We start from the raw sequence: 20,374 nt of genomic DNA, 5'->3' as shown, positions 1-20,374 counted from the left end.
ATGGCTCCCCTTTATTTTCTTCTACCGGTAATGACCGGCGAGTGAAAAAAAGGGGACAGCCTCAAGCACGATTTTCTCGTGCAGCAAGGCTGACCCAGTAGCGCGTGCGTGTTTGTACCTGCAACGGCAGGCTGGCGGCGAGCAGGGCAAGAATCCGGTCGGTATCATCAAGACGGAAAGTGCCAGTTACCCGCAGGCGCTCCAGTTCCGGCGCCCAACGCAGCACGCCGGGGCGGTACCTGCGCAGCTCGTGCAACAAGTCGCCCAAGGGGCGGTCATCCAGCCGCAGTACGCCCTCACGCCAGCCCAGCCGCCATTCATCCAGACCTGTCACCGGACCGACACCTGCCACCTGCAAGCTGGCCTGCTGCCCGGCGTGCAGTACGTGTGCCGGGCCGCGCAGTGGCTGCAGGCTGGCTACGCCATCGGCCACCAATACCCGGCAGGCCTCATCGACCAGCCGCAGGCAAACTTCACCACCGCCGAGCACCACCTGGCCATAGGGCACCTGCAACGTCAGGTTCAGGTTGGCGGGCACCTTCACTGCCACTTCACCGCGAAGCAACGTCAGGCGGCGTGCATTCATGTCGATATCCATCGCACTGTCGGTGTTCAACTGCACGAATGTGCCATCGCTCAACAGCACCTGCCGACGTTCGCCTACCGAGGTGTGCATGTCGGCAGTCCAGGCATCCAGAGGCAGCTCACGGCTGACCAGCCAGGCTGTCGGCAACAGCGCGGCGATAGCCAAGGCTTGCTTGAGCAGTGCGCGGCGGCCGGCGTCCGGGCGGTCCAGGGTGGCCATGGCCAAGGCGCCGGGTAAAGCGGTAAAGCGCTGACGCAACAATGATGCCTTTTGCCAGGCGTCTTCATGCAGGCGGCTGCTGGCCCGCCATTGCGCCAGGCGCAGCAAGTCGCCCTCACTGGCGTCGCCAGAATCCAGCAGCGCCAGCCAGCGGGCGGCAGCACGCACAGCTTCGCGGATTTCGGGGGAATGGGGGGTCATTGCAATTCGGCCAGCAGGCAATGTTCGTAAGCCTGTGCCATGTAGCGTTTCACCGAGCGCTCGCAAACGCCCAGGCGCTTGCCGATTTCGGCGTAACCCACACCTTCGAGCTGGCTCCAGAGAAAGGCCTTGCGCACTGGTGCCTTCAGGCCATCGAGCAATTCGTCGAGTGCTTGAAGGGTTTCCAGCAATATCCAGCGTTTTTCTGGCGAGGGCACATGCTGCTCGGGCAAGGTGGCCAAAGCATCGAGATAAGCCTGTTCCAGGCTCCGTCGCTGGTGGAAGTTGCTCAGCAGGCGCTTGCCGACTGTCAGCAGGTAGGCCCTTGGCTCGCGTATGTCTGCCAATGGTTGGGCACTGGTCAGTACCCGCAGAAAAGTATCCTGGCTGAGATCGGCGGCATCCCAGGCATTGCCCAGGCGCCGGCGTAGCCAGGTTTCGAGCCAGCTGCGGTGCTCCCGGTACAGGGCAGGCAGGCTAGGTTCCGTTGGCGGCGCGGCGTCGATCATGAGGATGGCCCTGCGGCGGCGTAAATAGGATTCATTCTAATTTACGTTGCGGCGCAGGGCCAAGCGGTTTGTTACCGGTCAGGCAATCGCTGCATCCACCAGCACCTGCGCTTCCTGCACCAGGCGCTGCAGGTGCGCCTCGTCGATGAAGCTTTCGGCGTAGATCTTGTAGATGTCCTCGGTGCCCGACGGCCGTGCGGCGAACCATCCGTTGGCGGTCATCACCTTCAGCCCGCCAATCGCCTGGCCATTGCCCGGCGCGTGGCTGAGGATCTGCACGATAGGCTCACCGGCCAGTTCGGTCGACTTGACCTGCTCCGGCGCCAGCTTGCTCAGCAGCGCTTTCTGCCGCGCATCGGCCTTGGCTTCGACCCGGGTAGCGTACGGTTTGCCCAAGGCTTCGGTCAGGTCCGCGTAGGCCTGGCTCGGGTTACGGCCGGTACGGGCGGTCATCTCGGCAGCCAGCAAGGCCGGGATCAGCCCGTCTTTGTCGGTCGCCCACACCGAGCCATCGCGGCGCAGGAACGACGCACCGGCACTCTCTTCGCCGCCAAAGCCCAGCGAGCCGTCGAACAACCCTTGGGCAAAGAACTTGAAGCCCACCGGCACTTCGTACAGCTCACGGCCCAGACGCTGGGTAACGCGGTCGATCAGGCCGCTGGACACCACGGTTTTGCCAACGGCAGCATCGCTACGCCATTGCGGGCGGTGGCGGTACAGATAGTCGATGGCCACGGCCAGGTAGTTGTTCGGTTGCAGCAGGCCGTCCGGGGTAACGATGCCGTGGCGGTCGTGGTCCGGATCGCAGGCGAAGGCCACATCGAAGCGCTCGCGCAGGCCGATCAGGCCCTGCATGGCGTATGGCGAGGACGGGTCCATGCGGATCTGGCCGTCCCAGTCGACGGTCATGAAGCGGAAGGTGGGGTCTACCTCGGTGTTCACCACTTCCAGGTCCAGCTTGTAGTGTTCGGCAATGGCCGACCAGTAGCGCACCCCTGCCCCGCCCAGCGGGTCGACGCCCAGGCGCAGTTTGGCGCCACGGATGACATCGAAGTCGATGACGTTTTCCAGGTCCGCCACATAGCTGCTCACGTAATCGTGGCGCTGGGTGGTCGGGGCCTGCAGCGCCTGGGCATGGTCCATGCGCTTGACGCCTGCCAGGTTCGCCGCCAGCAGTTCGTTGGCCTTGGCCTCGACCCACTTGGTCACATCGCTGTCGGCCGGGCCGCCATTGGGCGGGTTGTACTTGAAGCCACCGCTCTGCGGCGGGTTGTGCGACGGGGTGATGACGATGCCGTCGGCCAGGCCCTGCTGGCGGCCACGGTTGTGGCAGAGGATGGCGTGGGACACAGCCGGCGTGGGCGTGTATTCGTCGTCCTTCGACAACCTGACTTGCACGCCGTTGGCCGCCAGCACTTCCAGCGCGCTGGCCGTGGCCGGGGCCGACAGGGCGTGAGTGTCGGCGCCGATGAACAGCGGGCCATCGATGCCCTTTTCCTGGCGGTACAGGCAGATGGCCTGGGTGATGGCCAGCACGTGGTATTCGTTGAAACTCAATTCAAGCGAAGTGCCCCGGTGCCCCGAGGTGCCGAAGGCCACACGCTGGGCCGCCACGGCAGCGTCTGGGCGGCCGGTGTAATAGGCGGTGAGCAGTCGGGGAATATCGACCAGCACGCTGGCCGGAGCCGGCTTGCCTGCCAAAGGACTGAGCGTCATGCAAAAACCTCGAGTTCAACAGATGTTGGTGTTGGAACGTGCAGTGTACTGAGAGTTGCAAGGGTGTGCGATGGGTGCCGGCAAAGAACAAGCTAGAGTAGAGACCACACCCACCGTGAATGAGGCCCCATGGCTTTCCACCGCCTGACCCGTACCCACCCCCGCCTGAGCTTCGCCGCAGCGGCAGGCCTGATTGGCGCCTGGCTGATCCCTGCCGGTGATGCCGTGCAACACATCCTCGCTGGCTGGAACCTGGGCGTGTGGCTGTACCTGGCGCTGGTGCTGCACCTGAGCTGGGGTGCCCGCCCGGAAAAGGTCCGCAAGATGGCCCGCGTCGAAGACGAAAACGCAGGCCTGGTCCTGCTCACCGTGTGCATCGCCGCCATCGCCAGCCTCGCCGCAGTCACCCTGCAACTGGTGTCCAGCCGTGGGCTGCAAGGCTTAGACATGGCGCTGCACTACCTCTACACCGGCCTGACCGTGGCCGGTTCCTGGCTGCTGATTGGTTGCATCTTCAGCCTGCATTACGCACGTTTGTTCTATACCGGGCAAAACCACGAACCACCCTTGCGTTTCGCCGACGGCGAGCGCAACCCGGACTATTGGGACTTCCACTACTTCTCGTTCACCATAAGTGTGGCCGTGCAAACTTCGGACATAGGCGTCGCCGGCAGGCAACTGCGGCGGGTGGTGCTGGCGCATTCGCTGGTGGGTTTCGTGTTCAATACGGCGATTCTGGGGTTCACCATCAACATTGCCGCAGGACTCCTAGGTTAAGCCCGAAACACCAATGCCCCACACGCAAAAAAACTGGTATTTCTATCAGTAGATCCAAAGGCACATCTGACTTACATTCTTCCGACGCAGAGCAGCGTGTATTTCCGCCTGCGACCACGGCCAACCTTTGATAAAGAACACATTTACATGTTGAGGATGAGGCATGCCCGGTAATGAAATATGTAAATATTCAGCCTACGGTTTTCATCATACACAGGCAAACACTCCCTCCCTTGGCTATTCCGGCCAATGCCAGGATAGCGTCACCGGATACTACGGCCTGGGTAACGGCCATAGGTTCTATGCCCCTGCTCTGATGCGTTTCATTCAGGGTGATGAGTTATCACCCTTTTCCAAAGGAGGAATAAGTGCATACGCCTATTGCGAAGGGGATCCCATCAATCGCCATGATCCAACTGGACGGTATTTAGAGTGGCTGAGAAGGGGCGTAGCCAGGCTGAATAGGTGGCTTTCTCCTGAGACACCGCCACCATCAAGACGAAACTCCTTACCGCCCCAAACCATGATAGAAATTGAACCGCAGCTTCCGCGCGCCCTTAACTTGCTTGGTGACGCAGCCATTAGGACTGCCGATCACATACTGGCGGAAACCACGAATGACGTGGTGCGGGCTTTTACTACAGCCCGAAGAACAGTTAGACGGCAGTGGAACAGGCTTCCGGAGCAAGTCCGATCAACAATTATAATCGGCGGTTTTTTTGCTGTTGTTCCTCCTGCAGCTACAACCCTGATGGCCGCTGCAAGAACTGGCTCCTTTCTGCCTTTGTCACCCAACGAGTTCTACAGCATGCTCATCTATGGACCGACAGACACTCAACGTAGCGCACTCGCCCTCCGTCGAAACTCTTTTTAACCAACGTGCTAACTCACAGTGCTCACGACGACCACTTGTCCGAAAAAGCAATGGGGTTAAAGCAGCCGTACTCATCGGCCTGAACGCCGCTATCATCCTTGGCAAACGTTTGCTAGACCAACAGCTGCGAAAACCATCCTGGACAAGGATGTGACCGCCGTCATGCATTAGCACATTTTGCGTACTTACAGCCGAGAATCGCCCGTGACAGCTGCTATCTTTACATTCCCGGCAGCCGCCATTCGTGTGGCTGACCATTCACCATGTCCAGGCGCGGACAAAGGAGGCAGGCATGAACAAGATGACGTTCCCCAACGCCTGCCAGGTGATGCGCTGGCATTTCCACCCTTTGGGTTTCGAAGCCACCATGGATGCGCCCCGCAGCATGATCGCGCGGCTGTTCGACCGCGCCACCGGCGAAACCCTGATGGCCATCGCCGGCATCCCGTGTGCGGCAATCATGGCTGCAGCCGATGTAGAGCGCATCATCGAAGCCGTCGAAGCGGAAATGGACGCTTTCATCCCCGCCTTCACCCTGCGCAACGCTGTCTAGATTACGGCGCTCTTCTCCTGGTGCAAGGCCTGTAACTTGTCCATGAACTGCTCGGCCGGTACCGGCTGCCCCAGCAGGTAACCTTGCAGCGAATCACACCCCAGTCGGGTCAGGAAGTCTTGCTGCTTGTCGGTCTCTACACCTTCGGCAACGATGCGCAGGCCCAGCGCCTGGCCCAGTGCGACGATGGCCGAGACAATCGCTGCATCATCGCTGTCCTGTTCCAGGTCACGCACGAAGCCACGGTCGATCTTCAGCTCGTTGGCCGGCAGGCGTTTGAGGTACATCAGGCTGGAGTAGCCGGTGCCAAAATCATCGATGGACAGGTCCACACCCATGTCGGACAGGCGTTGCAGCACGGTCAGGCTGGCATCGGCATCGTGCATGGCGGTGGTTTCGGTAATTTCCAGTGTCAGGCAGTTGGCCGGCAGGCCGTTCTGTTGCAGGGCCCGGGCCACGCTCTCGACCAGCCCGGCATGGCAGAACTGGATGGCCGACAGGTTCACGGCCATGCGCCAACCTTGATGCCCTTGGTCCAGCCACTGGCGCATCTGCCGGCAGGCTTCGTCCAGCACCCATTCACCGATAGGAATGATCAGGCCGGTTTTCTCTGCCAGGCCAATGAAGCGGTCAGGCAGCAGTAGCCCTTGCTGCGGGTGTTCCCAGCGCAGCAAGGCCTCGGCACCGATCGGCTGACAGGCCTGGGCGTCGAACTTGGGCTGGTAGTGCAACCGGAACTGGCGCTGCTCCAGCGCCTGGCGCAGGTCCTGCAGCAGTTGCAGTTGCTGGCGGGCGTTGCTGTTCATCGACACGTCGAAGAAGCTGTAGCCGTTCTTGCCGGCGCTCTTGGCGTGGTACATGGCAGCGTCGGCATTGCGCAACAGCTCGTGCTGGTCCTGGCCGTTGCCCGGATACAGGACAATGCCCAGGCTCGCCGACAGTTGCAGGTCGTGTTCGGCCACGCGGAATGGTCGCGACACCAGGTTGACCTGCTTGACCGCCACGTCCATGGCATCGTTCGGCTCCTGCAATTCCACCAGCAGCACGAACTCGTCACCGCCGATGCGCGCCAACGTGTCCTGGCTGTGCAAGTGGCCGCGCAGCCGCCCCGCCACGGCCTTGAGAAGCAGGTCGCCAATGTGGTGACCGAAGGCATCGTTGACCGGTTTGAAACCGTCCAGATCAATGAACATCAGGGCAAAACAGCCGCCCTGCTCCGCCACCTTGGCAATGGCCTGCTCGATGCGGTCGGCCAGCAACGTGCGGTTGGGCAGATCGGTCAGGGTATCGTGCAGGGCCAGCTGGGTGAGCTCCTGGTTGGCCAGGGTCAGCGAACGGGCCAGTTCGGCGGTGCGCGCCTCCAGGCGCGCGTCCAGCACCGAGGTGAGCAAGGCCACGGCCAACACCGCCAAGGTAGTGATCAACACCAGGTAAACCAGGCTGTCGCCCTGCAACCCACCTGCCAGCGCACCGCAGAAACTGCCTTCGGGGAAGTTCGCCGCCGCCATGCCGGTGTAATGCATGCCGACGATGGCAAACCCCATGACCACTGCCGCCAGCCCGCGGATCTGCCGCACGTAGGGGGTGTGTTTGCGCAGACGGAAGGCGATCCATAACGCCGCCGCAGACGCACCCACGGCAATCAGCAGCGAAGCGCCAAACAGCGTCGGGTCATAGTCGATGCCCGGCAGCATGCGCAGCGCGGCCATGCCGGTATAGTGCATGCAGGCGATGCCGGCGCCCATGATCAGCGCGCCGAAGCCCAGTTGCAGGCACGGCAGGCTCGGCTGGCTCACCAGCCACAGGGCAAAGCCCGAGGACAGCACGGCGATCAGCAGCGAGAACGCGGTAAGCGCCAGGTCATAACCCAGGTCGATAGGCAGGCTGAACGCGAGCATGCCGATAAAGTGCATCGACCACACGCCGATGCCCATGGCCAACGCGCCGCCCCCCATCCACAAGTAGGCAGCCCGGCCCTTGGCCGTGGCGATGCGGCCGGTCAGGTCAAGGGCGGTATAAGACGCCAGAATCGCCACGCACAGCGAAATCAGCACCAGCGAAGAGGAGTAGCTACCGGTCAGCATTGGAGTTCCAGCGACGGGACAGGGGGCCCGGCAAAAGCTGACGATTGTACTCAAGCTTAGGCGAAACGCACGGGGTTTCTGCGAATGGGAATGGATCCAATGCACTCTCTGCGGGAGAATGTCCAGCCCCTTTGGAACGCAGAGAGCAGGTCAATCCTGCTCGGCAAATGCCTGTTCCGCATCCCAGCCGCCACCCAGCGCAGCCACCAGTTGCACACTGGCCACCAAGCGACCTTGCAACAGGTTCAACACACTGCGCTCGTTGCTCAATGCCGTGGTCTGCACGTTCACCACATCCAGGTAGCCGATCAACCCTGCGCGGTACTGGTTCTCGGTCAGGCGCAGCGACTCGCGGGCGGCATCCAGCGCTTCCTGGCGCACCACCGCTTCATCGCCGTACACCTTCAACTGCACCAGCAGGTTCTCCACTTCCTTGAAGCCGTCGAGCACGGTCTGGCGGTATTGCGCCACGGTCTGGTCATACGCGGCCACCGTGCGGTCCACCTCGGCGCTGCGCTTGCCAGCGTCGAACAGGGTCAGCGCCAGTTGCGGGCCTACCGACCAGTAGCGGTTGGGCAGCTCGATCCAGTTGCTGAAGCTGCTGCTGGAATAGCCGCCGCTCATGCTCAGGCTCAGATCGGGGAAATACGCCGCCCGTGACACGCCGATGTTGGCATTGGCGGCCATCACGTTACGCTCGGCAGCAGCAATATCCGGGCGCCGCTCCAGCAGCTGCGAAGGCAGGGATACCGGGATTTGCGGCAGCGCAGGAATGTCCTTGCTGTCGGCCAGAGCAAAGTCGGCCGGGGTTTTGCCCAACAGCACGGCAATGGCGTTTTCGAACTGCGCACGCTGCCAGATCAGGTCGATCAGGTCAGCCTGGGTGCTCTTGAGCTGGGTGCGCGCCTGGGCCACCGCATCCGGCCCCGCAACGCCGGCGCGATACTGGTTTTCGTTCATCCGCAACGAGCGCTCGTAGGCCGCCACAGTGGCTTCCAGCAGACGCTTTTGCTCGTCTATTACCCGCAGTTGCAGGTAGTTCTGCACCAGCTCGGATTGCTGGCTCAAGCGGATCGACGCGAGGTCGGCGAAGCTGGCTTCGGCACTGGCCTCGTTGGCATTCATGGTTTCGCGCAGCTTGCCCCACAGGTCGATTTCCCAGCTCACACCCAACTGCGCGTTGTAGGTGTTGCGAATGCCGCTGCTGTTGTTGGACAGGCTCGAACTGGAACTGCCGGTGCCCTGGGCCGAGCGGTTCTTGCTGGTGCTCAGGTCCAGGCTCGGGAACAACGCCGCGCGGCTGCTGCGCACCAGCGCCTGGGCCTGGCGGTACTGGGCTTCTGATTGCGCTACGGTCTGGTTGCTACGGTTCAGTTCCTCAACCAGCGCATTGAGCCCGGCATCGCCGTAGATTTCCCACCAGGCGCCGCGGGCGATGGCGTCGGATGGGGCGGCCTGGGTCCAGCCTTCGGCGTGCTTGAACTGCGCCGCCGAGCTGTTAAGTTCGGGGCGATGGTAGTCCGGGCTCAAGGTACAGGCACTGAGCAGGGCCACGCACAACCCGGCGCCGAGCAGGCGCGAGCCACGCCCACGGGTCAGCGTTTGCAGGGCACGATGAAGTGGGGTCTGGGCAAAAGTCATAGCGGGTTTTCCAGGGCGGCGTCGGTGCGCACGCCGCGCCAACGGTTGAAACGGTGGCGCAGGCGGTCCAGGTACAGGTAGACCACCGGCGTCGTGTAAAGGGTGAGGATCTGGCTGAACACCAGGCCACCAATGATGGTCAGGCCCAGCGGCTGGCGCATTTCTGCACCTTCTGCATGGCTCAACAGCAGCGGCAAGGCGCCAAGAATGGCCGCCAGGGTGGTCATCAGGATCGGCCGCAGGCGCAGCAGGCACGCCCGGCGAATCGACTCCTCCGGCGACAGCCCTTGGTGACGCTCCAGTTGCAAGGCCAGGTCGATCATCAGGATGGCGTTTTTCTTCACCACGCCAATCAGCAGGAACAGCCCCAGCAGCGAGATCAGACTGAACTCGCCCCCCGTGACGTACAACGCGAGCAAGGCCCCGACACCGGCTGAAGGCAGTGTCGAAAGAATGGTCAGCGGGTGAATGTAGCTTTCGTACAAGATGCCCAGCACCAGGTACACCAGCACCAGCGCACCGAGGATCATGAACGGTTGGCCCTCCTGCGTCTTGGCAAAGGCGTCGGCAGTGCCACCCAGCTTGGCGATCACTTCCTCAGGCAAGCCCAACTTGGCCACTGCGCGCTCCAGCGCTGCCATGGCCTGGTCGGGGCTGTAGCCTTCCGCGACGTCGAAGGCGATGTCTTCCGAGGCGAACTGGCCTTCGTGGCTGACGCGGTCGTTGGCCAGGCTGTTTTCGTAGTGGGCGATGGTGGATAGCGGCACGCGGGCGCCCTCGGCGGTGATCACCTGCACTTGCTCCAGGGTGCTTGGGTCCCAGGCGTATTTCGGGTTGATCTCCAGCACCACCTGGTACTGGTTGAGGCTGTCGTAGATGGTAGAAATCTGCCGCTGGCTGTAGGCGTTGTTCAACACCGTGGTAACCATGTCCATGTCGATGCCCAGGCGCTTGGCTTGGTCGCGGTCGACCACCAGGGTCACCTGCTGGGTGCCGGCACCGTCACGCGCATCGATAGCAGTGAGTTCCGGCAGTGCACGTACAGCAGCGACCACTTTCGGGAACCACTCACGCAGCGCTGCCAGGTCGCCACTCTGCAGGGTATACAGGTACTGCGACGACGTCTGGTCACGGCCACCGCCGCCCAGTTGCAGGTCCTGGTCGGCCATCAGGAACAGGCGCCCGCCAGGCACTTTGGGCATTTCCTTGCGCAGGCGCTCGATCACCTTCTGCGCATCGATCTTGCGCTCGCTGATCGGTTTCAGCCGCACCAGCACCATGGCGTTGTTGGTACCGCTGTTGCCACCGATGAAACCTGCAACGCTCTGCACTGCCGGGTCGGCGAGCAATGCACGGCGGTAGATTTCCATCTTCGGCTGCATCACGGTGAACGACAGCCCGTCGTCGCCGCGGATAAAGCCCATCAGCTGCCCGGTATCCTGCTGCGGGATCAACGTCTTGGGCACCACTACGTACAGCGCGATGTTGATACCGATGGTGGCCAACAGGCTGAGCAGCGTCAGGCGATTGTGGCGCAGGGCCCAGCCCAGGCTGCGGTCGTAGGCGTTGACCATGCGCTGGTGCAGTTTGTCGCTCCAGCGTTGCAGGCGTGTCTGCTCGGCCTGATGCGGTTTGAGCCAGCGGGCGCAGAGCATGGGCGTCAGGGTCAGCGACACCACCAGCGACACGATGATCGCCGCCGCCAAGGTGATGGAGAACTCCTGGAACAGGTTGCGCACGATGCCACCCATGAACAGGATGGAGACGAATACCGCCACCAGCGACACGTTCATCGACAGCAAGGTGAAGCCTACTTCCTTGGCGCCGAGGAAGGCCGCCTTCATCGGCGGCTGGCCGTCCTCGATGTGCCGCGAGATGTTTTCCAGCACCACGATGGCGTCGTCCACCACCAGGCCGGTAGCCAGAATCAGCGCCATCAGCGACAGGTTGTTCAGCGAGAACCCGCACAGGTACATGACCGCGAAGGTGCCCACCAGCGACACCGGCACGGCCAGGCTGGGGATCAGCGAGGCGCGCAGGCTGCCGAGGAACAGGTAAACCACCAGGATCACCAGCACCACGGCAATCAGCAGGGTGTGCTCGGCCTCTTTCAGGGTGGCCTTGATCACGGGCGAGCGGTCCATGGCCACGTTCAGTTGCACGCTGGCTGGCAGCAACGACTGCAGGGCCGGCAGCTGTGCCTTGATCTGGTCAACCGTTTCGATGATGTTGGCGCCGGTCTGGCGGTTGACCACCAGCAGCACGGCCGCCTGGTCATTGAAGAAGCCGCTGTTGTACCGGTTCTCGACGCCATCGGTGATGGTCGCCACGTCGGACAGGCGCAGGATGGTACCGTTTTGCTGGCGGATCACCACCGGCTCGTAGTCCTTGGCGCTTTCCAGCTGGTCGTTGGCGCGCACCTGCCAGTTGCGCTCGGCGTCCTCGACAAAGCCCATGGGCCTACGCTGGTTGGCGTTGGACACCGCCGTGCGCACTTCGTCCAGCGACAGGTTGTACTGGTTGAGCAGTTGCGGCTCGACGGCGATGCGCACCGCCGGCAGCGAGCTGCCGCCGATCTGCACCTCCCCTACCCCCGACACCTGGGCCAGGCTCTGCGACAGGATGGTGTCGGCCAGGTCGTACAGCTGGCCTTTCTGCAGCACATCCGAGGTCAGCGACAGCACCATGATCGGCGCCTGGGACGGGTTGATCTTTTTGTAGGTGGGCATGCTGCGCATGCCGCTGGGCAGCAGGTTACGGGTGGCGTTGATCGCCGCCTGCACCTCGCGCGCCGCACCGTCGATGTCGCGGCCCATCTCGAAGCCGATGATCACCCGTGTGGAGCCTTGGTTGGAGCTGCTGGTCAGGGTGGTCACGCCAGCAATGCTGCCCAGCTTGCGCTCCAGCGGCGTGGCCACAGTGGAGGCCATCACTTCCGGGCTGGCGCCGGACAGGTTGGCCGACACCACGATCACCGGGAAGTCCATCTGCGGCAGCGGCGCCACCGGCAGCAAGCCGAAGCTGACCCCACCCAGCAGCATGATCGCCAGGCTCAACAGCATGGTCGCCACCGGGCGACGGATGAAAGGACCGGACAGGTTCATGCCTCGGCCTGCTTCACATCAGTGGCCGGGCGCCAGCGGCGAGCCAGGCGGTCGAAGTAGAGGTAGATGACCGGGGTGGTGAACAGCGTCAGCACCTGGCTGACCAGCAAACCGCCCACCATCACCAGGCCCAGTGGCTGACGCAGCTCGGCGCCGGAACCGGTGGCGAGCATCAGCGGCACGGCACCGAACAGCGCGGCCAGGGTGGTCATCAGGATCGGCCGGAAGCGCAGCAGCGCGGCCTGGTAGATGGCATCGCGCGGGCTCATGCTTTGGTTACGCTCGGCCTCCAGGGCGAAGTCGATCATCATGATGGCATTCTTCTTGACGATACCGATCAGCAGGATGATACCGATGATGGCGATCATGCCCAGGTCGTTGCCGCTAATGAGCAGCGCCAGCAAAGCGCCCACTGCTGCCGACGGCAAGGTCGAGAGGATGGTCACCGGGTGAATGTAGCTTTCGTACAGCACCCCCAGCACGATGTACATGGTCACCACCGCCGCCAGGATCAGCAGCAAGGTGCTCGACAGCGATGCCTGGAAGGCCTGCGCCGCACCCTGGAAGCGGGTTTGCACGCCCAGCGGCATGCCGATGTCCTTCTGTACCTGCTCGATCACCTGAACGGCTTCGCCCAGCGATGCACCGTGGGCCAGGTTGAACGACAGGGTGACTGCCGGGAACTGGCCGATGTGGGAAATGGCCAACTGGGCCTGGCGCTGCTCAATACGCGCCAGCGCCGACAGGCGCACCTGGCCGCCATCGGTGGCCTTGACGTGAATCGACTCCAGCGCTCGCGGGCCGATAAGTGCCGCGTCCTGCGACTGCAGTACCACACGGTACTGGCTGGCCTGGGTGTAGATGGTGGAGATCTGCCGTTGGCCAAAGGCGTCATACAGGGCGTTGGTGATCTGCGACACCGTGATGCCCAGGCGGCTGGCCATGTCACGGTCAATCACCAGGTAGACCTGCAAGCCTTTGTCCTGCAGGTCGCTGGCCACGTCGGCCAGTTCCGGGCGCTGCTGCAGCGCCTGTACCAGCTTGCTGCTCCATTGGGCCAACAGGTCGGCGTCGGGCGACGACAGGCTGAACTGGTACTGGGTGCGGCTGACACGGTCTTCGATACTCAGGTCTTGCACCGGCTGCATGAACAGGCGGATACCCACCAGCCGGTCGAGTTGCGGCTGCAGGCGGCTGATGACCTCGCTGGCGGTGACATCCCGTTCGCCATGGGGCTTGAGGTTGATCAGCAGGCGGCCACTGTTGAGCGTGGCGTTGTCGCCGTCTACACCGATATAGGACGACAGACTTTGAACCGCCGGGTCCTGCAGGATGACCTTGCTCAGGGCCTGCTGGCGCTCGCTCATGGCGGCAAACGAGGTGGACTGCGGCGCTTCGGAAATGCCCTGGATTACCCCGGTGTCCTGCACCGGGAAGAAGCCCTTGGGCACCACCATGTACAAGAGCACCGTCAGCGCCAGGCTGGCCACGGCGACCAGCAGGGTCAGCGGCTGGTGCTTCAGCACCCATTGCAGGGCACTGCCGTAGTGCTTGATCAGCCAGTCGATCCAGGCACCACTGGCACGGTAGAAGCGCCCCTGCTCTTCTTCCTTGGGCTCGCGCTTGAGCAGCCGGGCGCACATCATCGGCGTCAGGGTCAGCGACACCACCAGGGAAATCAGGATGGCCACCGCCAGGGTAATGGCGAACTCGCGGAACAGCCGGCCAACCACGTCAGCCATGAACAGCAGCGGGATCAGTACCGCGATCAGCGAGAAGGTCAGGGAAATCAAGGTGAAGCCGATTTGCCGGGCGCCCTTGAGCGCCGCCTGCATGGGCGTCTCGCCCTCTTCGATATGCCGCGAGATGTTTTCCAGCATCACGATGGCATCATCGACCACGAAGCCGGTGGCGATGGTCAGCGCCATCAGCGTCAGGTTGTTGACCGAAAAACCGGCCAGGTACATGACGCCGAAGGTGCCGATCAGCGACAAAGGCACGGCAATCGAAGGGATAATGGTGGCACTGAAGCGGCGCAGAAAGAGGAAGGTGACCATCACCACCAGGGCGATGGCGATCAGCAGTTCGTGCTGTACGTCCTTCACGGCTGCGCGAATGGTCTGGGTACGGTCGGTCAACACCGACACATCCAGCCCAGCCGGCAGGTTGTCGGTGATCGAAGGCAACAAGTCCTTGATGCGGTCGACCACTTCGATCACGTTGGCGCCCGGCTGACGCTGGATATTCAACAGCACTGCATGATTTTCGTTGGCCCAGGCGGCCAGGCGCTCGTTCTCCGCGCCGTCGACAATTTCGGCCACGTCTTTCAAGCGCAGCGGCGCACCGTTGTTGTAGGCCAGGATCAGGTTGGCGTATTCCTCGGGGGAACGCAGCTGGTCGTTGGCATCGAGCATCGACACCCGGGTCGGGCCGTCGAAGTTGCCCTTGGGCTGGTTGACGTTGGACGCGCCAATCAGCGTGCGCACGTCATCCAGGTTCAGGCCGTTGGCGGCCAAGGCATCGACGTTGACCTTGATGCGCACTGCCTGGCGCTGGCCGCCGGCAATGCTGACCATGCCCACGCCACTGATCTGGGCGAGCTTTTGCGCCACGCGGGTGTCGACCAGGTCGTTGAGCTTGGGCAGCGGCATGGTCTTGCTGGAGATGGCCAAGGTCAGCACCGGGGTGTCGGCCGGGTTGACCTTGTTGTACACCGGTGGCGCTGGCAGGTCGCTGGGCAGCAGGTTGCTGGCGGCGTTGATCGCGGCCTGCACCTGTTGCTCGGCAACGTCCATGTTCATGTCGAGGTTGAAGCGCAAGGTCAGCACCGACGCGCCGCCGGAGCTGGTCGAGGCCATTTGCTCAAGGCCAGGCATCTGGCCGAACTGGCGCTCTAGCGGTGCGGTGACTGCACTGGTCATGACCTGCGGGCTGGCGCCGGGGTACAGGGTCATGACGCGGATGGTCGGGTAATCCACCTGCGGCAAGGCAGAAACCGGCAGCAGCTTGTAGGCGATCAGGCCGGCCAGGACGATGGCCAGCATGCTCAGCGTGGTGGCGACCGGCCGCAGAATGAACAGACGCGAGAGGTTCATGCGCCCGCCTTGCCTGCTGCTTTGCCAGGTTGTGCTTCACCGGTTTGCGCCGAACCTTTGGCCTCTTGCCCTTGCAGGTGCTGGCCCGGGGTGGTCGGCACTTGCGAGCTGTCTTCGACCACTTCAACCTTGGTGCCTTCGCGCAGGCGGTCGGTACCTTCCAGCACCAGCCGGTCACCGGCCTTCAGGCCGTCGAGAATGACGCTGTTCTCGCCATCACTGGCGCCCACCTTGACCTTGCGCACGTTAACGGTGTTCTCGGCATTGACCACGTAGGCGAAGCTACCGTCATTGCCGAACTGGATGGCCGCCGCCGGGGCCATGACCACCTGCTTGAGGGTATCGGCCAGCAAACGCACGTTGACGAACTGGTTGGGGAACAGGGCCAGGTCCTTGTTCTCGAAGCGGCCTTTGAATTTGAGGGTGCCAGTGGTGGTGTCGATCTGGTTGTCGATGCTGCCCAGCACGCCGGTAGATTGCAATTTGCTGTCACTGCGGTCCCAGGCCTCGACCGGCAGGCTGGCGCCACTGCGATAACGCTCCAGCACGGTGCTCAGCTGGGTTTCCGGCAGGGTGAAGGCGACGTTGATCGGCTCGGTCTGGGTGATGACCACCAGTGCGGTGGTGTCGTTGGCCGCCACCAGGTTGCCCAGGTCAAGCTGACGCAGGCCGACACGGCCGCTGATCGGCGCACGGATCTGGGTGAAGTCGAGGTTCAGGCGGGCATCGTTGACCTGGGCCTGGTTGGTCTTGACCAGCCCCTGGAATTGCGCCACCTGTGCTTCGGCGGTGTCGAGGGTTTGCTTGGCGATGCTGTCTTCGGCGTACAGGCCTTTGTAACGGGCCAGGTCGACCTGGGCGTTCTTCAACTGCGCCTGGTTCTGCGCCAAGGTGCCTTCGGCTTGCTGCAAGGCGATGCGGTACGAGCGCGGGTCGATTTCGGCGAGCAAGTCGCCGGCCTTGACCTGCTGGCCTTCCTTGAAGTGGATTTTCACCAGTTCGCCAGCCACGCGGCTGCGTACGTTGACGGTGTTGGTCGCGGTGACCGTGCCAAGGGCCTTGTAGTACAGCGGGAAATCACCCACTCGCACGGGCTCGACGCGCACGGGTACCGCTTCGCTGGAGCCGCCAAAGCCCGGGCGACCGCCCATCATGCCCATGCCCTTGCCGCCGCGCCCGCCGCCACTGGCTTCTTTATGCGCAGGCGTTGCTGCAGGCCACAGCCACCAGGCCAGTGCAGCCACCAGCAGCAGGATCAGCAGGCCGACGAGCCAGCGACGGGGGGAACGGGAATTGGACGCTTGCATGGGTTGAACGAACCTTGTTCGGAATGGCGACTTGGGGAGGGTGAACGATAAGCAATGGCATCGTTTAAGCAAAGGGCCTTTACCAGAGGTTTACCTTAGGCTGACGTTGCCAAGACGCGGAATTTTAAATGAAAACGGCCCGGAGAGCGTTCCGGGCCGTTACAGGGTGTTGCCTGGAGCGGTGGCGGGCTTGAGGGTTCCGCTGCGTGTGCTGGCACTATCGCCGGCACAGGACTCCACCGCCCTGCCCCACGCAATCCTTACTTCAGTACAGCCAGGGCTGCATCGTAGTTCGGCTCGTCAGCGATTTCGCCAACCAGCTCGCTGTGCAGCACCTTGTCGTTCTCGTCCAGCACTACCACAGCACGGGCAGCCAGGCCGGCCAGCGGGCCGTCGGCGATGGCGACGCCGTAGTTTTCGAGGAACTCGCGGCCACGCAGGGTCGACAGGTTCTTCACGTTTTCCAGGCCTTCAGCACCGCAGAAGCGTGCCTGGGCGAACGGCAGGTCGGCGGAGATGCACAGCACGACAGTGTTGGCGACATCGTTGGCCTGGGCGTTGAACTTGCGCACGGAGGTAGCGCAGGTTGGGGTGTCGACGCTCGGGAAAATGTTCAGCACTTTGCGCTTGCCGGCGAAGTCTTTCAGCGACTTGTCAGCCAGGCCTTCACCGAGCAGGGAGAAAGCCGGAGCCTGGGCGCCGACCTGTGGCAGGTTGCCGTTAACCTGAACCGGGCCGCCTTTGAGAGTCACTTGAGCCATGACGAAATCCTTATGCTGGGTTTGAAAAGGACACTGAGTTAAGCATGAAGCCGGCCGGGTGCCTATGGGTCAGGTGAAATCGTTCTATTTCCTGACACTTTTTGTGGACAAAAAAATGCCCGGATTGCGACAAGCAACCCGGGCATTCCTCATTGCAGGGGGCGAATCAGCCCAGCAGGCCGTACACCACCGAAGTCAACGCAACCAGGCCGACCACCACGACGAACACGTTGGAGGCCGCACCGCTGTACTTGCGCATCGACGGTACGCGGCGAATGGCATACATCGGCATCAGGAACAGCAGCACCGCCAGGATCGGGCCGCCGAGCGACTCGATCATGCCGAGGATGCTCGGGTTGAGGGTGGCAACGATCCAGCACACCACCAGCATCAGCGCAGCAACCACGCGGTCCAGGGTTTTTGCACCCGGGCGCACGCCAGCCTTGGTGATGATGCCCTTCAAGCCCTCGCTGGCGCCGATGTAGTGGCCCAGGAACGACTTGGCGATAGCCACGAAGGCGATCAGCGGTGCAGCGAACGCGATGGTCGGGTTGCTGAAGTGGTTGGCCAGGTACGACAGGATAGACAGGTTCTGTGCCTTGGCTTCGGCCAGCTGGGCGCTGCTGAGGGTGAGCACGCAGCTGAACACGAAGAACAGCACCATCACCACCATCAGCAGGTGGGCACGGCGCAGGATCTGGCCGCTGCGCTCATCGGCGTGCTCGCCGTAACGGCGCTTCTGGTCCACCGCGAAGGCCGAGATGATCGGCGAGTGGTTGAACGAGAACACCATCACCGGAATGGCCAGCCACAGGGTGTGCAGGAACGCCGAAGCCGGCGGCACTTGGGTGGCGCTGTCGAGGATGCCACCGGTCCAGTGCGGCACCAGGTACAGGCCAAGCAGCGCCAGGGCGACGATGAACGGGTACACCAGCAGGCTCATGACCTTGACCGTGGCCTGCTCGCCGCAACGCACGATGGCCAGCAGGCCGAGGATCAGCACGAACGACAGGATGGCCCGCGGTGGCGGCGCCATGTGCAGCTGGTGCTCCATGAAGCTGGACACGGTGTTGGTCAGCGCCACGCTATAGATAAGCAGGATGGGGAAGATTGCGAAGAAATACAGCACGGTGATCGAGGCACCGGCGGTGCTGCCGAAGTGCTCCTTGACCACCTCGGTGATGTCGCCACCGTTGCGCCCCGACAGGACGAACCGGGTCAGACCACGGTGGGCAAAGTACGTCATCGGGAAGGCCAGGATGGCCAGGATCAGCAGCGGCCAGAAACCGCCAAGGCCAGCGTTGATCGGCAGGAACAGAGTTCCGGCGCCAATCGCTGTGCCGAACAGGCCCAGCATCCAGGTAGTGTCGTGACGCGCCCAGCTGCCAAGGGTGGCGGGGGTCGATTCTGCAAAGCGTTGTTCAACGCTTGGGGCCTGCTCATTCATTCCGGGTGAAGCTCCACTCGCAAGACTGCAACAGGCTGAGAATGGCGAAATAGTGCCTTCGCCCAACTCAACCGGAAAAGAGGGGCGCGATTGTGCACGGAAAGGTTGCACTTGCGAAGCCCCTTTCCGAGGGGCGGTTGCACTTGTCTTTACAAGCGGGTTGTGCCGACAGGAAATGCAAGGGGCCGCGCAGGCCCCTTGGCGGTGTTACTTCTGGACGGCAGCGAACGCTTCGGCAACCCGTTGCAGGTTGGCCGGGCGCAGGCCGGACATGCACACGCGGCCACTGTCGATCAGGTACACCCCGAATTCGTCCCGCAGGCGGCGCACCTGCTCGACGCTGAAGCCGGTGTAGCTGAACATGCCGCGCTGGCGCAGGAAGAACTGGAAGTCCTGGCCTGGCAGCAGCTTCGCCAGGGCATCGACCAGCGCCTGGCGCATGTCGAGGATACGCTTGCGCATCACTTCGACTTCTTCGGCCCATTGGGCATTGAGGCCGGCATCGCTCAGCACGCCAGCGACCAGCTGGGCACCGAAGTTGGGCGGGCTGGAATAGTTGCGGCGTACGGTGGCCTTGAGCTGGCCAAGGACGCTCTGGGCAGTGGCGTCGTCGTCGCACACCACCGACAAGCCCCCTACCCGCTCGCCATACAGCGAGAAGATTTTCGAGAACGAGTTGCTGACCAGGCACGGCACACCGGCACGGGCCATTTCGCGGATGGCGTAGGCGTCTTCCACCAGGCCTTCGGCGAAGCCTTGGTAGGCGATGTCGAGGAACGGGATCAGCTGGCGTGCCTTGACCACTTCGACCACTTGTTGCCACTGGTGTTGTTCCAGGTCGGCGCCGGTGGGGTTGTGGCAGCAGGGGTGCAGCAGTACCACGCTGTTGGCCGGCAGGGTCTGCAGGGTGGCCAGCATGCCGTCGAAGTCCACGCCACGGGTGGCCTGGTCGAAGTACGGGTAGGTGTGGACCTTGAAGCCGGCGCCTTCGAAGATGGCGCGGTGGTTGTCCCAGGTCGGGTTGCTGACCCAGACTTCGGACTGCGGGAAATAGCGCTTGAGGAAGTCGGCACCGACTTTCAGGGCGCCGGAGCCACCCACGGTCTGCACAGTGGCCACGCGGCCGCCGGTCACAGCCGGGTGATCGGCACCGAACAGCAGTGCCTGGATCGCCTGGCGGTAGCTGGCCAGGCCTTCCATCGGCAGGTACAGGGAAGCTTCGTGGTCCTGGCCGGCGATGCGTTTTTCCACCGCATCCACAGCCGCCAGTTGCGGCACCACGCCAGCCTCATCGTAGTACAGGCCGATACTCAGGTTGACCTTGTCGGCGCGCGGATCGGCCTTGAAGGTTTCCATCAACGAGAGGATCGGGTCGCCGGCATAGGCATCGACATGTTTGAACACAGCGTGCAGCTCCTTGGATCAGGACAGTACGAAAAGTCAGCGTTGAGCATACCCGGAGTGCGGGTTCAGGAACATCCACTATTGTGCAAGGTTGTC

General features: G+C 62.8%; 14 protein-coding genes. 3 read left to right on the top strand and 11 right to left on the bottom strand.

The genetic code is table 11. From position 1 onward, the window contains the following. Window positions 1-61 precede the first annotated feature (61 nt). The 3 genes from D8767_RS13100 to pgm form a co-directional block, all read right to left on the bottom strand. Entirely contained in the window at window positions 62-1,006 is a 945-nt protein-coding gene (locus D8767_RS13100) for a FecR domain-containing protein (protein WP_016713857.1), read from the bottom strand. Then, complete coding sequence (locus D8767_RS13095) at window positions 1,003-1,515, bottom strand: sigma-70 family RNA polymerase sigma factor (RefSeq protein ID WP_016713856.1); 513 nt, start codon at window positions 1,513-1,515, stop codon at window positions 1,003-1,005. Before D8767_RS13095 ends, D8767_RS13100 begins: the two co-directional genes overlap by 4 nt. Before the next feature lie 78 nt (window positions 1,516-1,593). Beyond that, entirely contained in the window at window positions 1,594-3,231 is a 1,638-nt protein-coding gene (pgm, locus tag D8767_RS13090; protein WP_016713855.1) for a phosphoglucomutase (alpha-D-glucose-1,6-bisphosphate-dependent), read from the bottom strand. A gap of 129 nt (window positions 3,232-3,360) precedes the next feature. On the opposite strand from pgm, the gene D8767_RS13085 reads away from it, so the two are divergent. The 3 genes from D8767_RS13085 to D8767_RS13075 all read left to right on the top strand — a co-directional run bounded on the left by D8767_RS13085 (window position 3,361) and on the right by D8767_RS13075 (window position 5,435). Next, window positions 3,361-4,008 (top strand): DUF1345 domain-containing protein, encoded by a 648-nt coding sequence (locus D8767_RS13085; RefSeq protein WP_016713854.1) that lies wholly within the window; start codon window positions 3,361-3,363, stop codon window positions 4,006-4,008. Window positions 4,009-4,171: 163 nt separating this feature from the next. Continuing rightward, window positions 4,172-4,882: an RHS repeat-associated core domain-containing protein gene (locus D8767_RS29625; RefSeq protein WP_080578109.1), complete on the top strand. Its 711-nt coding sequence runs from the start codon at window positions 4,172-4,174 to the stop codon at window positions 4,880-4,882. Between the two features lie 292 nt (window positions 4,883-5,174). Then, the gene (locus D8767_RS13075; RefSeq protein WP_016499326.1) at window positions 5,175-5,435 is read left to right on the top strand and encodes a DUF1652 domain-containing protein; all 261 of its coding nucleotides are present in this window, start codon (window positions 5,175-5,177) and stop codon (window positions 5,433-5,435) included. Here the strand turns inward: D8767_RS13075 and D8767_RS13070 are convergent. From D8767_RS13070 to D8767_RS13035, 8 genes are all read right to left on the bottom strand, one after another. Continuing rightward, complete coding sequence (locus D8767_RS13070; RefSeq protein ID WP_063977420.1) at window positions 5,432-7,519, bottom strand: bifunctional diguanylate cyclase/phosphodiesterase; 2,088 nt, start codon at window positions 7,517-7,519, stop codon at window positions 5,432-5,434. The genes D8767_RS13075 and D8767_RS13070 overlap by 4 nt on opposite strands. Before the next feature lie 150 nt (window positions 7,520-7,669). Next, on the bottom strand, window positions 7,670-9,160 hold the full coding sequence (locus D8767_RS13065; protein WP_016713852.1) for an efflux transporter outer membrane subunit: 1,491 nt from the start codon (window positions 9,158-9,160) through the stop codon (window positions 7,670-7,672). After that, on the bottom strand, window positions 9,157-12,264 hold the full coding sequence (locus D8767_RS13060; RefSeq protein WP_019098361.1) for an efflux RND transporter permease subunit: 3,108 nt from the start codon (window positions 12,262-12,264) through the stop codon (window positions 9,157-9,159). The genes D8767_RS13065 and D8767_RS13060 overlap by 4 nt, the downstream gene beginning before the upstream one ends. Beyond that, complete coding sequence (locus tag D8767_RS13055; protein WP_063977421.1) at window positions 12,261-15,359, bottom strand: MdtB/MuxB family multidrug efflux RND transporter permease subunit; 3,099 nt, start codon at window positions 15,357-15,359, stop codon at window positions 12,261-12,263. The genes D8767_RS13060 and D8767_RS13055 overlap by 4 nt, the downstream gene beginning before the upstream one ends. Next, the gene (locus D8767_RS13050; RefSeq protein WP_016713848.1) at window positions 15,356-16,666 is read right to left on the bottom strand and encodes an MdtA/MuxA family multidrug efflux RND transporter periplasmic adaptor subunit; all 1,311 of its coding nucleotides are present in this window, start codon (window positions 16,664-16,666) and stop codon (window positions 15,356-15,358) included. The genes D8767_RS13055 and D8767_RS13050 overlap by 4 nt, the downstream gene beginning before the upstream one ends. A gap of 260 nt (window positions 16,667-16,926) precedes the next feature. Further along, window positions 16,927-17,427, bottom strand: coding sequence for a thiol peroxidase (gene tpx, locus D8767_RS13045; RefSeq protein WP_016713847.1), 501 nt, complete (start codon window positions 17,425-17,427; stop codon window positions 16,927-16,929). Between the two features lie 166 nt (window positions 17,428-17,593). Then, window positions 17,594-18,874, bottom strand: a complete 1,281-nt coding sequence (locus tag D8767_RS13040; protein ID WP_016713846.1) for a serine/threonine transporter — start codon at window positions 18,872-18,874, stop codon at window positions 17,594-17,596. 207 nt (window positions 18,875-19,081) lie between these two features. Next, window positions 19,082-20,278, bottom strand: a complete 1,197-nt coding sequence (locus D8767_RS13035; RefSeq protein WP_016713845.1) for an amino acid aminotransferase — start codon at window positions 20,276-20,278, stop codon at window positions 19,082-19,084. Window positions 20,279-20,374: the final 96 nt, after the last annotated feature.

This window comes from Pseudomonas sp. LTGT-11-2Z (genome assembly GCF_003691445.1).
GTDB classification, from domain to species: Bacteria; Pseudomonadota; Gammaproteobacteria; order Pseudomonadales; family Pseudomonadaceae; genus Aquipseudomonas; species Aquipseudomonas monteilii.
Note: the sequence above shows the minus strand (reverse complement) of the source record. Positions and strands in the feature narration are given on the sequence as shown.

What these genes read in the sequence shown, in the direction of transcription:
- D8767_RS13100 (WP_016713857.1), bottom strand. Translation starts at nt 1,006, where the DNA reads ATGACCCCCCATTCCCCCGAAATCCGCGAAGCTGTGCGTGCTGCCGCC.
- D8767_RS13095 (WP_016713856.1), bottom strand. Translation starts at nt 1,515, where the DNA reads ATGATCGACGCCGCGCCGCCAACGGAACCTAGCCTGCCTGCCCTGTAC.
- D8767_RS13040 (WP_016713846.1), bottom strand. Translation starts at nt 18,874, where the DNA reads ATGAATGAGCAGGCCCCAAGCGTTGAACAACGCTTTGCAGAATCGACC.
- D8767_RS13075 (WP_016499326.1), top strand. Translation starts at nt 5,175, where the DNA reads ATGAACAAGATGACGTTCCCCAACGCCTGCCAGGTGATGCGCTGGCAT.
- tpx (WP_016713847.1), bottom strand. Translation starts at nt 17,427, where the DNA reads ATGGCTCAAGTGACTCTCAAAGGCGGCCCGGTTCAGGTTAACGGCAAC.
- D8767_RS13050 (WP_016713848.1), bottom strand. Translation starts at nt 16,666, where the DNA reads ATGCAAGCGTCCAATTCCCGTTCCCCCCGTCGCTGGCTCGTCGGCCTG.
- D8767_RS13055 (WP_063977421.1), bottom strand. Translation starts at nt 15,359, where the DNA reads ATGAACCTCTCGCGTCTGTTCATTCTGCGGCCGGTCGCCACCACGCTG.
- D8767_RS29625 (WP_080578109.1), top strand. Translation starts at nt 4,172, where the DNA reads ATGCCCGGTAATGAAATATGTAAATATTCAGCCTACGGTTTTCATCAT.
- pgm (WP_016713855.1), bottom strand. Translation starts at nt 3,231, where the DNA reads ATGACGCTCAGTCCTTTGGCAGGCAAGCCGGCTCCGGCCAGCGTGCTG.
- D8767_RS13070 (WP_063977420.1), bottom strand. Translation starts at nt 7,519, where the DNA reads ATGCTGACCGGTAGCTACTCCTCTTCGCTGGTGCTGATTTCGCTGTGC.
- D8767_RS13085 (WP_016713854.1), top strand. Translation starts at nt 3,361, where the DNA reads ATGGCTTTCCACCGCCTGACCCGTACCCACCCCCGCCTGAGCTTCGCC.
- D8767_RS13065 (WP_016713852.1), bottom strand. Translation starts at nt 9,160, where the DNA reads ATGACTTTTGCCCAGACCCCACTTCATCGTGCCCTGCAAACGCTGACC.
- D8767_RS13060 (WP_019098361.1), bottom strand. Translation starts at nt 12,264, where the DNA reads ATGAACCTGTCCGGTCCTTTCATCCGTCGCCCGGTGGCGACCATGCTG.